Source organism: Synechococcus sp. NB0720_010, assembly GCF_023078835.1.
Classification (GTDB): Bacteria; Cyanobacteriota; Cyanobacteriia; order PCC-6307; family Cyanobiaceae; genus Vulcanococcus.
The window spans coordinates 1,367,699-1,383,835 of sequence record NZ_CP090898.1; the positions used below are offsets into that span (position 1 = coordinate 1,367,699).

Consider the following 16,137-nt stretch of genomic DNA (forward strand, 5'->3'; position numbering starts at 1 on the left):
ATTTCAGGTTCTAGAGTGCCGACCAGGAGTATTACGAGCAAAGTCGCTGACGCATCTCCAGGATTGAGTCCGCCATAGCCGTCGAGTTGAAAGGGGTCATGCTGTTGGGGTAGACGGCTACGACCTGTTCGATTGTGGAAATCAGATCTTTGGCGCTGGCACTTGCAGGGCGTATCGCTCGCTGCGAGATGATCCAGTACCGGCGTTCAACCAGGTTGAACCAGGAAGCAAACGTGGACGTGAAATGCACGGGGGAACGGGGGGGCAGCGCCAGCCAGCCAAGGGCTTTGGCGTGCTTGTTGGTGAAGGAACTGACCGCCAGAAGATGGATGTCAGGGTCCTTGGGGATGGGCGTGTGTATTTGCATAAGAATGGTACTACTGGGGACCGTAGCAGTACTTGCAATGGGTGATCACCTCGCCAGTCGCTACATCCAAGGTGGGGGACAAGGTGATATGGCAGTGGCGGATGTAGTCCTCGGTAACGCCCTCCGCAAGACCAAGGCGTATGGGCGTGAGCGAGTGGATGCACTCCATCGTGTTGTGCTGCTGGTTGAGGTATGCGCCAGCGATGTGGCGGGCCAACTCCACAAACAACGGGTGAGTGCAGAGCTTGAAATACTTCTGACAATTGGACTGCTGCAAGAAGGTCTGCAGGCAGCGATAAAAGATGGATTTAAAGCTGCTGCTAGCACCTGCCAGGGGAGGGGCGTTCCAATGGCTGGCATCAGTGGTATTGCTCTGCAGAGCCTGGTAGATGGGCTGAGAGATATTGACATCCTCAAAGATACGGGGCCGAACGGTCCTGGGGTCGTCTTGCAGTCCGTGGATGGGCGGAACGATGTAGCGCTGGCGCAACTTGCCACGGTTGAACTCGTGACGCGAGAGCGATTTGCTACGACAGCATTGCTCTCACAAGCCCTGCAGGGAAGGGTCCGAGCGCCATTAACGATCGATTGCAGCAAGGTCAGCGATACAGCGAGGCTATGGAGCTGACTGACTGCGTCTGGCGACAGTTCCAGTGGAGCCATGGGTTGAACCAAAGACGTGGAGGTCTACAAGAAACCACGAATTCCACTAGCAATCTCCGGGAAGCCGCACTAGCATAAAGGAGAGATCTAAGGAAAAGTCTCACAGGAGGCGCTGCAATATGAATAGAAGGCATAAGATTGTAGTGATGTTGACCAGGCTCTCGAACGGTGGGGCTGAGTTGCAGGCAAAACACCAGATTAACGCTCTAGCTGAGCTTGGGCATCAGGTAACTGTAATAACGCTTGACAAAAGCGATGAGGTGGTCAAGGCCAAGATCCGTGTCTTGTCAGTAGCGTCATTTAAGAATCCGTTATACATAGTAGAGTCACTATACTGGATATGGAAGTCAAGGTGCGACTATGTATATACGTTCTTTCGACAGTCGGATGTAGCTGGATTTTTAAGCAAATATATTTTGTTTAAGAAATGGATAATGGCAGAGAGGAGCTCAAGGCAATGCTATAAGGACTCCAAGCTTGATAAGCTAAGGAGCTGGATTGGATTGAGTGCAGACATAATAATCTGCAACTCCAATGCAGGTCATGAGTATTGGGTTGAAAATGGCAAGGACTCGGGGAAGGTAAAGATACTAAGTAACTGCTACCCAAACGAGATCGAGCCGAGGAGAGGCGTGGACGGTGATGATAAAGGTAGGAAACAGATTTCACGGCAGAGATTACTGTACATAGGCAGGTGTGAAAATGAGAAGAATATTTGGCTGCTGCTTTTATGCATGATGGAAAGCTTCCTTAGAAATGTTGATCTGGTGATAATTGGAACGGGCAGTGAGCTAAGGAAGCTGAAAGACTATGTGCAGGAAAAGGGCGTCGCGAACGTAAAAATACTTGGGCACATGAGTAGTGAGGAAATCAGGCAAGAGCTGGGCGCAGGAGATGTGCTGGTTAGCCTTAGCAGGTACGAAGGGATGTCGAATTCGGTGGCAGAGGCAATCATCAGACGAATGCCACTGATACTATCGGATATAGAAGGGCACCGAGAAATTACAGGTAATAAGCTGCAATACGTAGATTGTGCGGCTTCAATACAAGAATGCAGCTGGCAGATTAGAAAGATATATGACGGTGCAAAAGATGGCTCTCAGTACAGAATGGGGCTCAACGAGATTAGATCGGGCCTGCTAAGTAGAGGAAGCTTGAATAATCACAAAGAGAGCTTGGGTAGAATCCTACAAGACGTACAAGCATGGGATAGTCAGTAGACACCTAGCAAGAAGCGCTATCAATAATGATAACGCGTCGCTCATTTACAATTAACGAATATTACCTAGGAAAGCAAAAGCCTGAAAATGAGAGTTGGCAAAAGACTCATACGGCTAAGAAGAAGAGAAAACCTGATTGTACGAGTTCAAATTATCTGAGTCTTGGTCTGATGATGCAGGTCAGCACTTGGGGAATCGCATCAGGGATAAATGGATTAAGAGTTTAGAAGCGGAGGTCAACAAGTAGTAGAAAGAGTTCTGCAAGTATCCGGCCCACAGAGAAATCAAACCTGAAGATTAACTAGTATAGCGACTCATAACAGACAGGGCGATCAAATGGATATATCGCTAGCCATCGGTTCTCGAGACAGTGGTTGTAGTTGGATGTGAGACTGAGTTGGGTTAGATCCTATTGCGCACATTGATATCAGCCTTTTCTAAAAGAAACAAGGTGATCAGGAAAGGTCAAAGAGAACGATTGATTATGCCACCGAACAAAAGCGACTGAGAGCGAAAGGGATGGGTAGAAGGCAGTGTGGAGATATAGGGGGGCTAGCATTTCTGCACAGGCCCCGTCGGTAACCTCAGAGGAAGCTAACGCTGCTAGTGGGGGCTCGTCCCATGAGGAAGCGTCGTGCCAACAGTAAAGAATGCAGGGCCGAGTGGCCATGCAACCGATCACCGGACACAAGACGGTGCCAGATTTCGCCAGTGATCACGCGATGCACTCCAACCGTGTCGGAGAGTGGGAATAGCAGCTGCTGGACGGAGCCAGCGAGCTGCATAGAATGGGCAAATAAAACAAGAACAAGGAGGAGACTCAGGCAAAGAAAGCTGAGCTTTTCCAGCAGGTGGGTAGCTCTAGATAGAGCTGGAGTGCCACAGAAGATATCTCAGGTGCTCTACGCCTATGAGCCGCGCAAAGGAGTCAATCAAGACCGCGCTGAGATCAGCGTTGGTCGACAGTGCGCTCTGCTGGTCTTGCTGCGAACGACGATCTACTACCGGAAGGTGCCGGTGTGTCAATCCACGCTGCGATCATGGCAAGGATTGATGGACTCTACCTGGATGATCCCTGCAGTGGCAGCAATGGATTGCGCGAATAGATGGCAAGAGATGGAATCTCAATGAGCACTGACCATTTTTTCCTACACGTTGTGCAGCGGAAGGGTATACGGGCGATATTGCAGAAAACCCGAACAACGGATCAAGACACTACATCCTGAGATTCCCCTACCCAGTGGATCTAAGGGAGGTCACAACGGTGAATCAGGAGTCAGCGGCATCATACATCTACATCCGACTGCACGAAAAGGCTCCTGGACCTGGTGGCGATCATGGTTCTCCATTCCAGGCATGTTCTTAGACCGAAGCTTCCCGACAGCCTTGAATCGAAGCTATGCCTGAAGCGTCTGGGAATAGCCCTCAGCAGTTGAAGGAGACGACAGATCGCCAATAAAACCGGGGGACAAAGTCACCTCAATTGATTTCATGGGACGATTGGAAGCCGGAAAGATAGGGAACAACGGGTAAGGAAGAAAGTGCTGCTACGACGTCATGATTGAAAAGCTTTGGCGCACCGTCGATTACAAGGAAGTGTCGATCCATGCCTCAAGCGATGGTTGGGGTGGCTGAGATCAACTTGCAACACTTACCAGGGTATTACTGCCTTATGAGACCAGTCTGGTCGCTGAAAGGAAAGATGCAGCATAAAATGTTGCCGTAAACCTTTGTTCCCACCTGAAGTCAACGATCTGAGGGGCGAGAAATGTCAAATCAAAGGGACCAGGCTCAGAAAGGGCAGCCTGCCAGGGCACTAGTGCGTACTATTCATCTCCCCAAAAGAATAGCATATGGAATGATTGGATAGAAAGGCTCAGTGCAAAGAAGAGTAGATACGCAAGACAGAAACAGCATAGTGTCCGCGCCACACGTGAACTTGAAGAGCAATCTGCTTTAAAACTAGAGCTTGAGACTAGTAACTGGTAGGAAACCGTGGAGAAAAAGCGGTAGAGGCTTAAGCCCCAGAATGCTACTGCGCGGCGGGGTAGAGCACTCTATGTACTCTCGCGAAAACTAGGAGGACAGCTTCCAGGTGAGCCAGGTTAGATCGATTACTCTTAAATAAGTCGCTCAGTAGCGAGAGGACTCCTGATGCAGGCATCGAGGTATATCCGGAGCAAGAACAACTTTGAGGCATAAGAGTTCGGGAAAAGAATGCCGCAGCATTTAAAAATACAGATATTCAAGAAGAAAGGTCTACATAGGAGGTGGAAGGCTTGACTTGTTCAGACAAGACATAGCGACGCTGAAGGAGAAAACGGGAAATACTTAAGACGCTAGATGGAAGACGGAGAAACGCTACAAGGATTAAGATAAACCTACAAAGTGCTGGGTTTCGGGTCAAGGCAAAATAGGCAAGCGAGTTAACAGACGAGTTGAAATAGAAAACAAAGCTCATGGGTACTAGGGCGCCTGAAACAGTCTTGTTGAGAGAGTCTGGAGTATGATAATTGCGACCTCTGGGGATGTAGGTACCAAGGAACTCTGCATATTCAATAACACTGGGCTTCCATTTGGACTTTTCGACAAAGTGGTCATAGGAAAAGACTGGTGATGAATACTCAGCGAATAGAAATGGCATGAGATTGGCAGCTTGGGACAACTTTGCTTCGAAAGCCCAGGGAGATAACGGGATGGAAGCGAGATACGCCAAAGTAGATGACTTCCAAAGGGATACCTGAGTATTGACTCTGTATGGTAAAAATCGGGGGGTTAAACGAATGCGTGGGGAACGTGGGTGCTCTAGAGGGCTTGGGAGCGAAGGGCACGGCAAGCGACAAAGACGAAGCACGTCGATATTGAGAGCCAAGAAGTCATCAATAGCTAGACTCAGTTGAGAGTCATTAACGTGAGCGAGAAGAAAGAAGTCATCAAGAAAGAAGATGAGGTTATCGAAAGGTATCTGCGAGATGTAACAGCAAATGCACTCGGTCCAGGATAGAGATGGATCTGCAAGAATGAAATCAAAGAGGGGAAATTCACTCTTGTCAATATGGGAAGGGAAGGTGTCCGTTCCCAGGAAGACCTTAAATGGCAAGAATGGCCAATAGTACTGGAAAGATCGATGTATAAGCGGCCAGGTATCAGAATAAGAAATGCAGCTAGATATAAGAATAGCGGCACGACTGTCATATTTCACAGGAATAAGAGCGACTAAGAAGGCTTCGAGATCGTAACAAAGTAGCCGTTTGTTGACTCACCTAGCGCAGAAGACGGAATATATTTAAGAATAACGATAACAAGATAAGTCACAGCAATCAAGAAATATCTTAATAGGCCAAAGACTTGCTTGCATTGAAGGTACACGATTAGACGACGAAGATCTTGAGCGATATTATCGGCGTATGTTCCGTTGGGCTGAATAGACAAGGACTCGAGCGGAAAAGAGTTCTTCTCAATAAAGGTACTGAAGAAGCATGAACTAAATCCTGAATAGTAATAGTGAGGATACATATGATAAAGAGATCTAAACGGTACTGTAATTATAAGCAGACCGCCTGGCTTTAATAAGCGAAGCATCTCAGTGATCGCTTCAATGGGAGCGAATACGTGCTCAAGGACTTCCGTACAGAGGATAGCATCAAAACTCTGATCACGACAGGGAATAGAGGTGATATCAGAAATGATATCAATAGAAGAACCGTAGTCCCAGCTCTCAGACTGGTCGCCAAATGACGCCAAGGGTGAGTATTGACAGAAGTCTTGTGTAACGTATTTAAGGTGAGAAGTATATGGCCGGTATGGCTGACAGCCTGCGCCAACATCAAGCAAGGATGAGCCTTGACGAAGACTTTGCAATTGACCAATAACCCAGTCGTGCTGGTTCAAAGAGGGCTCGCGCCCTGGGAGGGTATTCAGGAAGGCTTTGAGAGAAATAGAGGAGATCATCACAGAGCGCGTTTTGTAAAAAAGAAGTTGAAGAGGCCAGTTTTCTCATAAGATGGATTTTGGCAAAGCATCTCATAATGGAGAATTGGATCTACCGCCGACAAGGTCTCGCCTACAAGGAAAGCACTAAAACCATTAGAGATAAACAGATCAAAAGTGGCAAGATAGTTAGGGTTGGGATAGTCTTTGGGATAGTTTTCAAAGAGAGTTATCTCAACGATAAAGTCAATATCGCTGCGCTGAAGGCTATGTGATGCACCGCGAAGAGCTTCGTACTCGAAACCCTCGATATCGATTTTTAAAAGTGCTGGAAAGAGTTCTAGATTTAGCAGAATCTCGTCAATAGTAGTAGTTCTTACAGATGCCGAAATGGAGTCTGAAGAACCAGACCAATTAGTGCAAAAAGATGCCGAGGTAGATGCACCATACAGTGAGCGGATCCCGGAGGTTGAATCTACACCTAGGTTAAGAGTTCGTATATTGTTAAAGCTGTTATAGCGGATGTTTGATGCAAGCATTTTATATGTATATTGGTTTGGCTCAACAGAGACAACATCACATCCAAATGATGCAGCCATGAGCGAATAAAATCCAACATTGGCTCCAACATCTAAGAAGGTGGCGTATTGGGGCAGAATTCTCGAAAGAAGTTCGTATTCACCCTGTTCTTGATGACCTGTTACAAGCACTCGAGGCCCATATACGCGGAAGCCCAGAGGATGCTTGTAGGATGTATAGGAACGCAGTTGAACCCAGAAGTAACGTAGCCTGTCGATCTGCAGCTTAGGCAGCTTGAAGAAGGTTGCAATAGTCATAGATTCTTATACCATGCAGCGGTGTCGTGTATAGCCTTATGATATGGTACCGGCAAGACTGGGACGTACTTATCTAGTAGTAGCTCTGTGAATTTGTATGGTGTAGAGATGTTTCTGAGGCGACGCATGGTCATGAGTGGGGGACGCCGAGTGAGAGGAAGAAGGGCAAATACTGAAGAAAACAAGGCGACTAACCAGAGAATGGGTACAGGCATAGGAATGGGCTTTTTAACGCCAAGTGATGACGAGAGATCTACTGCCCATTGATTTATGTCTATAGGCTTATAGTCACAGAGATAGAAGACATTCTGGTTAAGCTCAAGTCTTGAAAGAAGAAGGGCAACTTGTGATGTCTGGTAAACAAGGTTATCAATATATGAAAAGCTTTTGGGGATAAGTTGCTTCCCATACAAAGGATACAGGCGACGAGAAAGGAGTCCTAAAAAGGATCTATAATGCTGGGAACAGCCGGGCCCCCATACAGTGGTTGGGCGTAGAATGACATAGTCCATCGACTTACACAGAGAGTGTACAATATGCTCTCCGATGACTTTTGATGAACCATATATAGTATCTGGACAGTAGTCGCTAGAGGAGACAGGAATATACCCTAGTTTACAAACAAGTTGTGAGGAAAAGAATAGGCATGCTGCTTGGGGATGAAGGGAAGAAATGGCAGTACAAACATTACGGACGCCTATTGTGTTCGAAAGGTAGTCTTGAAGGGAAGAACCCTGGAGAATCCGAGTTTCGGCAGCGCAATGAATAAGTAAGTTGATCGAAATTTTCTGAATGGCTGAGTGCAATAGACTGTAGTCTGTAATATCTAGCTGAAAATGGTGTACGGTGTGCTGAGAAGGAGCTGGCTTTAAGTCAATGGTAAACACATTGCATCCTGAAGAAAGATAGTGACTTCGCAGGGCGTTACCTAGAAAGCCTTCGCTACCAGTGATAAGGACGTTGTAAGTCATGCAAGAGATTGAGTGTAGATTGATATCAGGCTAGAAACAACTTGAGAGGGATGGTAGTTCTCCTCAGAATACTGCCTAGCTAGGGCTTTTTGAGATTCTAGGAGTCCGCTTGGAATATTAATGGCATCAGCAATCGTAGATGCTATAGAATGAGGGTTAAGCGAGAAGTACTTGACGAAGTCAAGAGAAGCGGTATTGAGATTGTCAAGCTTACACATGTCGGATAGAAGAAGAAGGTTCCCGGAGACAAGTGCTTCAAGCATACTCATTGACAATCCTTCCGACCAAGAGGGTAAGATAAATGCATCGCTATTTAAGCAGAGATCCCATTTAGCGTCTGACTCAAGGTGACCAACGTACTTAATATTGTCTCTAATTAGCATAGGATACTTATTGAACAGGTTAGGGATCAGGCATTGTTCATCTGGACCAGCAATCGTCACTGACAGACTTGATAGAAGAGGGTCCGGTAAAAGTGATAATGCTTCAAAGAGCAATGGGGTGCCCTTAAGGGTGTGAATACGACCTAGATAAAAAAGCTTTAGAGTATGGTCGGTTCGGAGATCTGCGTCTTTAGTGGGATAAGAAAGCTGTGAAGGAAGGCAAACTGGGTTAGGAAGGATGCGAACCTTTGAGTTAAAGCTGCGATCGATCCTTAAATAGTCGATTACTTCTTTGTCCGTCAGGGCAATTAAAGCCTTGCTGGATGCCATAATAGATTTCTCAAAGAAAGCGATATATAGATGTTTCTTTAGCTTCTTATAAGAGAGTCTGACGGGATCAAGTTGACCGCGCTGATGATAGATGAGAGGCTTATTATGAAGGCGCGAGAATAGTGCGCCGATAAGACTTGGATAGATAAATGGTACGTGGATGTGGTAGATGTCGAACTTGTGGCCGTTAGCCATCAAGAATTTAATGATGCCTTTGCAAAGCATGAATCCCAGTGATCCATTTGGCTTAAATGCAAGAGGAAACCGATAGACAGTTACACCATTGCAGGAGTTAGTGGTAATGGCGGAGGATGAACCATAGATCTGATCAAGATTGCTGTTAGTGCACAAAACCGTAACGGTGTGTCCCATTTGGACGAGAGTATCCGCCAGTAGGCGAACGCTCTCTATTGGACCGCCAAGGCGGGTACAAGGATAATATCCATGTGTGATGAAAAGAATATTCTTATTTGGTTTAGCCATAGCTGACTTGTTCCCGCTCCAAGAAGCGTGCTATGGATAATAATAGAAACACTTTACCATATAACCTGGGAAATTTTTCGGCGTTCAGAAGGAGTGTCTCTATATAGGGTTTCGAGAATACACTTGGATCCAAGGAAGATAGATACTCTTTCACAATACTGTTGAGGCCATGCTTTAGCCATTGGTCAATTGGTGCTCCAAATCCACGCTTTGGAGCACCGGTGACTGATGAGGGCAAGTATTTGGTTGCAATCTTACGCAGAATGGGTTTTGAAGTGGAGGCTGATGGCAAAAGGCTCAAGGCGCGACTAGTATATGCTGAAGCAATGACATCCTTGGCAAGAAACGGAGATCTTAGTTCGAGAGAGTTGTACATAGATGCGCGGTCAGTTTTTGCTAGGATATCACAAGGCAAGTATGTCTGAAAGTCTGCCAACATCGCTGCTGTCATGACACCATAATGTGAATATTGCTCGAAAGGTTTTGACTTTTTAGCCAAGGATGCATTTGGACTAATCTGTATCTCGCTGAGAAAGTCTGGGGTTAGCAGTCGAAATATCTCGTGTGGTTCAAAGTATTGATTCACAACAGAATAGACCGTGGAGGGGGATTGGCCAAGACTTGCTAGGAAACGGCGGCCTCTGACGTGACCTGGGATAACTCTGGAGCAGGCAGAAATAAGCTTAGATGAACGCCTATGTTGGGAGGAAATGTGATTGATGCGGCGCAACCATGAGTAGTGTGTGTAACCTCCAAACAACTCGTCGCCTCCGTCGCCACTGAGAGCAACTTTTAGCTCTCTGGATATAGTCTGTGATACGAGTGTTGTGGGTATAAGTGAAGAGTCGGCGAGAGGTTCGTGATAGTAGTCAAGAATGCTGATTAGATGTTCAGCGGTGGGAGGAGAGGCTTGGATAACTGTGTGGTTAATCCCAAGGTGCTGAGCTATAGCGGATGCATGCTCAGACTCATCTAATGTCTTTTCTTGAAAAGATACAGTGAAAGATCGGATATCAGGCCGAGCCTGGCTAGCGTAAGCTGCCACTAAGCCAGAGTCAATGCCACCGCTGAGAAGTAGGCCAACTTCTACATCACTCTCTAGTCTTGAGTGAACACTGCTTTTTAGGGTAGAGTCAAGCGACGTGACAATATCACAGTTGGGATCGCTAAAAGGTTTGCTGGATGATGAGATAACTGGCTCCCAGTATGTTCGGATATCAGTATCATTGGTTTCCAGATCCAGGACAAGCGACCTCCCTGGTTCAAGTTCTTTAATTTCTTGATAAATAGATTCTCCCGGCATTGAATATCCATACATTAGGATAGAGGTGAAGGCTTCGGGATCAAGACGAAGACTCTGAGCACCGCAAAGAGAGGTTAAAGCTGAAAGCTCGGATGCAAAATAGAAGCAAGAATCTGTATGTAGATAGTAAAGAGGTTTTTCTCCAGCGATATCACGGGCGAGAGTAAGGCGGCGCTGGTTAGGGTCGTAGATTGCAAATGCATACATACCATCAAGATAGGAGAACATATCCATTCCATACACCGAGTAGGCTGACAAGAGGACTTCCGTATCGGATGATGTCGTGAAGTCCTGATGGGAAGACATCCGGTGCCTAAGCTCTTTGTAGTTATATATTTCTCCGTTAAAGACTATTGCATTATCTCTTTTTAAGAATGGTTGATTAGCATGCGACGAGAGATCAATAATTGATAGACGGGTGTGACCAAGCAATAAGTGAGAGGACATGAAGGCTTGATAACTGGAGTTATCGGGGCCCCTTCGCTCAAGTTTAGTTAATGCTCGCGCAAAGGAAGCATGGCTAATACTGGAGGTGGATGAAAAGGCGCCAATGATTCCACACATTTGATTTTAGGAAGCTTTAGTAGGTTGAGCAGATTTTAAGGCTAGGGCTTTGTCTAGACTCTTTGCGCAAGGATGTAAGAGGACGCAATACTTAGTGAAGACTTATCAATGTCGGGATATATCTCGGCGAGAGCCTCTATGTCAGATCTAGTGATATCTTCATAGTTAGTAGATTCAACGCATGCTGGTTTAAGCCCATATTTTGACATTAGCCGAAGATGTTCAGAAAGATGAACTCTATTAATATAATAAGGCCTTCTCCCTCTACAAATAGACCAGGTGAAGTCATCTATCAAGAAGTGGCCCCATGGTTTCTTCGTGATTCCATGCGACCGAAAATCAATCGTGACAGAGAGTAATCCATTGTGTGTAAGGCTTCTGGATACAAAGTTGTACATCTTATCAAGATCATCGACATGCTCAAAGGCCGCTTGCGAAAAAAGGATATCGAACTGATTGTGAGTTTCTACTGACTCGAATGGCGCATAATATTTAATCTTATTATTCAGATCTATTGGTTCGGATGACTGCAGATGTTTGCCTAGATAATGGAGAAGTTGAGTCCTTCGGTAATTGGGTATGTGTTTATTGTATGGGAAAAAGTCAATATCAGAGTCAGCTAGAAAGTCCTCTGTGGAAATGTAGTCGAGAAATGCTAATCGCCATTTCTCAAGATCAGGATCGACGGTCGCGAACTCTTTTGTATCAAATGCTGAATATGAACTGAAGCCGGTCAACAACCCCAAGTAACCGACACCTAGTGTATCGCCTGGTCCAATCTCACCAAAGGAATGAAATGACAAGTCAGGCTTATATTCTAAGGCTCGCGATAAATGCTTACAGTAGACGTTGATGCAATATTCAGGATCAGAGGTGCCTAGAGTATAGCGATTTAGCAGTCGGCGAAACAGAGGGACCAAGGAGATTAGACCCTTGACGATTTCGCGTTTTCTTAAAGTGGGTTTCTTTTTTAGATTAGGAACAGGCAGATAGATCTTGGGCATTGAATCAGTAACTCCTTTCGCGTAGAAGGCAGGAATGAAGGCAATGATAGTACTTATAAGGACTAATATCAATAGAACTTATTAGGCGTCTGGCGAGTTGATCACATGAGTAGTCTTTCTGAATAGATATGATATCTTAATATCGCCAGAACCGCAGACTTTGATGCCCATATCTTAGCTGACAGAGAAGCCGAACACTTACTGGGCTTCCATATATAGTGAACAAGAAACAGGAGGTCGTTAAGAGAAGGACACCGTCTTAATAGCCGATGTCTGGGATTGCAAAGTGATAACCACAATAAGGAGAATCTTTCAGCGTGACATTGACTAAAGCCATTCAAGCGAGACGCTTCGGACAGTGTTCTGCGGACACTGCTCATGTCATGAATACTATACGACTTTGACAGTTGTGTTCCGTGTATTCTATGTTTTACAAGTAGATTGTTGAGAAGAGATATTCTTTTATTATTCTGAAGAGCCCTGACTAATAGCTCATGATCCTGAGCAATACGGCAATTGACGTTATAACCTCCTATCTCCAATACGGAGCTCCGTCGATATGCAAATGAAGAATGAGTAAAGAGGGTATTGAATTGAAGCATATAGCCTATATCGCTTTCTTTATATGTAAGAGGAGGGGTAGTCCCAATAGTGTCGCCTTCTTCATTGATTAGAAGAGATCTGGTTCCACAAATGTCAATATCAGGATTTACTTGCATATAGTTAATCACCATTTGTATCCTGCCGCTACATTGTATGTCATCCGCATCTAGCCTTAAGACAATGTCTGAGGTGCATGCCTGCAGGCCAGTATTAAGTGAACGAGTCAAACCCATATTGTGATCATTTGTAATGACTCTTAGAGCAGGGTTCTGACGATAAGATGCAAGAATATTGGGTGTATTATCTGTGGAGCAGTCATTAACAACAATAACTTCAACATCGCTGAGTGGTGAGTTGAAGACAGAGTCAAGCGATTCCTTGAGATATAGTTCCCCATTGAAGACACATATAAGAAAAGAACAGCGGGGCTTCATTTTATTGAGGTGAACTCGGTAACGATGGAGTGATAGTAAAACAATACAATTGCGGGGGCAGAGAGTAGCAAAGCAAAGAAAGACAAAATCGTGCCTTGTGATGCAAGCATCCTTATAACCTTTTTAACATACGGAGCCCTTGACAACCTCTTACCTGTCGTCTTTACAATTCGTTTGTAACCAATAGTGCCGATAGCAAAGTCGATGGAGGGCAAAATGGCAATCCCGCCTTTTATTTCCTGATTCAAGACGAAGGCGCAGTCACTATAGTCATAAGTGAATGTAACGTCATTGATGTAGTCTAGGGAAGCTCTCCTGTGCAAGCCATAGATAATCGAAGGATTCATTAGATAGAGACGATATACTCCTCGTAAAAGGTCGTGGCTTGAAGGGCTATTAAAGATTGGAGGATGAGGACTTTCAAAGACCGTTTGGTCTACGTAATTAACATTCTTAGCCTGAGAGAAGACTGTTAGGTATTTGCTATTGTTATCGAGCACTCTCACCCACGACTCTAAGACAGTGTTGTTTGTCCAATAATCATCGCAAGCAAGCCAGCAGAAATATGTAGATGTTGACAGCGATAGTACATATCGGAAGTTCTCCTCCGCTGTAAGAGGCTTAGACGGAGAAGTAGTAATGATCCTGGTGTCGCGACGTGCATAGTCTTGGATGATCTGTGTTGTACGATCTGATGAGTAGTTATCCGATATAATTAGCTTCCAGCTTTGGTATGTTTGGTTGATTACATTCTCTATTGTGTACCGTATCGTTTTCTCGCCGTTACAGACAGGCATTCCAATAGTTACTTTAGAGGTGTGCCCATTAGAATAAGCCATCTAGGAAGAGCATCGAAGATGTTGGAGTAAGCAGAATATCAGGAAACTGTAGGTTTTTTCGGAAGAGTCACTTAACGATGCCACGTAACCATTGCACATGTCTGGCCGATGTCACCCGGTCTATATACTCAGCTTGCGAACATATGGGAGCCGATAGTCAAGAGCTGATACAGATGCATAGGCTCTCTGAGCCAAGGGTCGTGTTGCCCCATAATGCATTCTAAGTAAAACGAGTATCGTTCGTTGATCTAATCCAAGCAACTAGAGTGGATTTCCCGTGGTTCGTAAACGGCAACCCACTAGCAAAGCCGTCTTCGAGCTTATTAAGGCGGCATGAAATGTAGTCACGATGGTTAACCTTGACATTGTAGGCACTGCAAGTTGATGCAGCCTGAATAATGCAGATGTTGCATGAAAGCAGCAAGGCTAATCACAGGAGAGTATGAAAAGTATTCTGAAAATGCCGCCTCAGACGACTTGACGAAAGCAAGGAACAGGTTGTAGTCAGCAAAAGACCAACACTTAGCAACAGAAGCTGGTTAAGCATTGCGTGCTCAGGAGGCCATATGAGCCTGAGAAGGAGAGCTATCAATAGGCTAGATCCCAGAGGGAATAGAAGATCGTGAACATACCAGTTCCACCTTTCACCTCGAAGTATGCGTCTGTACATAAACTGAACAGCAATTAGTACATAGAAAAGATTGAGAATGGCCCAAGATAGTGCTGCCCCAAGAGCTCCGTAACGAGGAGTTAGAAATAGTATCGTTGGAACAAATATTGCAACGGCCACGAAGTTTACCTTGACAGTGAGACTAGTCCAGCCGTGTGCCAATTGTGTCTGATAAGGTATCCACATGATCCCGTTAAGCAGGTTTCCAATCATTAGCACGCTCAACAGGGGTGCTGTTCGTTGCGCCAGATCTGGATCTTGGGTCCAGAGGCGCAGGAAGACATCTGCAAAAACAATGATTAAGATGGCAGGACTACCAGCAAGCACACTAACTAATTGAGCGGATTTGTGATATGTGTCAGCAAGCACTGGCTGGTCGCCACATGCTTGGAGCTCACACAGACGTGGATAGACGGCCTGACTTATGGGCGTGATCATCATGTAAAGCACAGCGGCAACTGAAGCAGCCAGGGTGTAATAGCCAAAGTCAGTGAGACTAAGAAGTTTGGAGAGCAGAAGCTTGTCAACCTGAGTCAGCAGCAAAGCGAGAAAAGTGATACCGAGCAAGCCACCCGCAAAACGCCAGACGCGCCGCAATTCCTGCAACGAGAAACGGGCTCGTTTCCTGATTGGCGGCAGGCTGGCATAAGTGAGTGCGGCAAAGATGACGAGAGTCAGAACAGAGAGCAATCCCTGCCAAACGAAAAAGGCTTGGATGGAGGGCGAAAGCCAAGCGAGTACACACACAGCACCCAAGCCGCGCACAGTGGACAGACAGCTGTTGACAATGTTGAAAAGCACCTGCCGCTGCAGCCCCACGATGCTGCTGCGGTAGATACTCTCGGCAAAGCGCAGAGCTGTAACCAAGCCCATAATAGCGAAAGCCTGGCCGACAACCTCGATTGATAGCTCATCAGACCTGAGCCAGTAGGTAGCAATCCAGTTGGCTCCAAGTGAAACCCCAACGGCGATCACCAAGGCGATGCTGATGATGATCACTTCGATGGTACGAAGAAGATCGCGAATCGACTGGCCGCTACTGCTTCCACCGGTAAAGCGGGCCATCTCCCGGCTCAGAGTCGGCGTCATTCCCATATCAAGCAGACTGAGCCAGGCCGTAAGCACAGCAAATAAACCAATCAGGCCATAGGATTCAATTCCGAGGTATTTAATGTAGATCGGCACAAAAGCCAAACCCATCAGTGCACTCCAGGCCTGCCCGATGTAATTAGCAATGAGATTTCGCTTTAGCATCGAATGATCGTCCCCACTGACAGATTAAGATAGTACTTGGAGCAACAGCATAAGAACGATTATCTCATGAAATGAGTCCATGAGATTTCAGAACCTCATGCCCATTTAGGGCTTCCTGAACATGAGAGATGCACTGCGGTGCAATGGATATCAGCTTTTTTGACGCTGGAATGTGCAAGAGAGAATCGATTGGAGCCGAAAAGCGGCAAGGAGAATCTATGTCTCCAGTTCTTCATCGGCCTGGAAGCATTACACTACTCGTTGCCCAATGATCCATCGTTGA

Annotated in this window: 10 protein-coding genes; 1 reads left to right on the plus strand and 9 read right to left on the minus strand. The window is 45.9% G+C overall.

Translation table 11 applies throughout. The features are described 5' to 3' along the window. Positions 1 to 377 precede the first annotated feature (377 nt). Positions 378 to 857, minus strand: coding sequence for a hypothetical protein (locus LY254_RS07345; RefSeq protein WP_247476402.1), 480 nt, complete (start codon positions 855 to 857; stop codon positions 378 to 380). Between the two features lie 319 nt (positions 858 to 1,176). Between LY254_RS07345 and LY254_RS07350 the strand changes: the two genes are divergently transcribed. Then, positions 1,177 to 2,250, plus strand: a complete 1,074-nt coding sequence (locus LY254_RS07350; RefSeq protein WP_247476404.1) for a glycosyltransferase family 4 protein — start codon at positions 1,177 to 1,179, stop codon at positions 2,248 to 2,250. Between the two features lie 3,216 nt (positions 2,251 to 5,466). Here the strand turns inward: LY254_RS07350 and LY254_RS07355 are convergent. From LY254_RS07355 to LY254_RS07375, 8 genes are all read right to left on the minus strand, one after another. Beyond that, on the minus strand, positions 5,467 to 6,201 hold the full coding sequence (locus LY254_RS07355; RefSeq protein WP_247476406.1) for a class I SAM-dependent methyltransferase: 735 nt from the start codon (positions 6,199 to 6,201) through the stop codon (positions 5,467 to 5,469). Continuing rightward, complete coding sequence (locus tag LY254_RS07360) at positions 6,201 to 7,016, minus strand: FkbM family methyltransferase (RefSeq protein ID WP_247476408.1); 816 nt, start codon at positions 7,014 to 7,016, stop codon at positions 6,201 to 6,203. The genes LY254_RS07355 and LY254_RS07360 overlap by 1 nt, the downstream gene beginning before the upstream one ends. After that, positions 7,013 to 7,987, minus strand: coding sequence for an NAD-dependent epimerase/dehydratase family protein (locus LY254_RS13060; RefSeq protein WP_371820436.1), 975 nt, complete (start codon positions 7,985 to 7,987; stop codon positions 7,013 to 7,015). Before LY254_RS13060 ends, LY254_RS07360 begins: the two co-directional genes overlap by 4 nt. Further along, a complete protein-coding gene (locus tag LY254_RS07365; RefSeq protein WP_247476410.1) occupies positions 7,984 to 9,183 on the minus strand; it encodes a glycosyltransferase in 1,200 nt (399 codons plus the stop codon). Before LY254_RS07365 ends, LY254_RS13060 begins: the two co-directional genes overlap by 4 nt. Beyond that, the gene (gene asnB, locus LY254_RS07370) at positions 9,176 to 11,050 is read right to left on the minus strand and encodes an asparagine synthase (glutamine-hydrolyzing) (RefSeq protein ID WP_247476411.1); all 1,875 of its coding nucleotides are present in this window, start codon (positions 11,048 to 11,050) and stop codon (positions 9,176 to 9,178) included. The genes LY254_RS07365 and asnB overlap by 8 nt, the downstream gene beginning before the upstream one ends. A gap of 1,105 nt (positions 11,051 to 12,155) precedes the next feature. After that, the gene (locus LY254_RS13065; protein ID WP_371820437.1) at positions 12,156 to 13,091 is read right to left on the minus strand and encodes a glycosyltransferase; all 936 of its coding nucleotides are present in this window, start codon (positions 13,089 to 13,091) and stop codon (positions 12,156 to 12,158) included. Further along, positions 13,088 to 13,930 carry a glycosyltransferase family 2 protein gene (locus LY254_RS13070; RefSeq protein WP_371820438.1) on the minus strand — a complete coding sequence of 281 codons (843 nt, stop codon included), beginning with the start codon at positions 13,928 to 13,930 and terminating at the stop codon, positions 13,088 to 13,090. Before LY254_RS13070 ends, LY254_RS13065 begins: the two co-directional genes overlap by 4 nt. A gap of 430 nt (positions 13,931 to 14,360) precedes the next feature. Then, positions 14,361 to 15,800: a lipopolysaccharide biosynthesis protein gene (locus LY254_RS07375; RefSeq protein WP_247476413.1), complete on the minus strand. Its 1,440-nt coding sequence runs from the start codon at positions 15,798 to 15,800 to the stop codon at positions 14,361 to 14,363. Positions 15,801 to 16,137: the final 337 nt, after the last annotated feature.

Coding starts and splice junctions, on each gene's coding strand:
- asnB (WP_247476411.1), bottom strand. CDS start 11,050: ATGTGTGGAATCATTGGCGCCTTTTCATCCACCTCCAGTATTAGCCAT.
- LY254_RS13065 (WP_371820437.1), bottom strand. CDS start 13,091: ATGAAGCCCCGCTGTTCTTTTCTTATATGTGTCTTCAATGGGGAACTA.
- LY254_RS07360 (WP_247476408.1), bottom strand. CDS start 7,016: ATGACTATTGCAACCTTCTTCAAGCTGCCTAAGCTGCAGATCGACAGG.
- LY254_RS13070 (WP_371820438.1), bottom strand. CDS start 13,930: ATGGCTTATTCTAATGGGCACACCTCTAAAGTAACTATTGGAATGCCT.
- LY254_RS07375 (WP_247476413.1), bottom strand. CDS start 15,800: ATGGGTTTGGCTTTTGTGCCGATCTACATTAAATACCTCGGAATTGAA.
- LY254_RS07365 (WP_247476410.1), bottom strand. CDS start 9,183: ATGGCTAAACCAAATAAGAATATTCTTTTCATCACACATGGATATTAT.
- LY254_RS07355 (WP_247476406.1), bottom strand. CDS start 6,201: ATGATCTCCTCTATTTCTCTCAAAGCCTTCCTGAATACCCTCCCAGGG.
- LY254_RS07350 (WP_247476404.1), top strand. CDS start 1,177: ATGTTGACCAGGCTCTCGAACGGTGGGGCTGAGTTGCAGGCAAAACAC.
- LY254_RS13060 (WP_371820436.1), bottom strand. CDS start 7,987: ATGACTTACAACGTCCTTATCACTGGTAGCGAAGGCTTTCTAGGTAAC.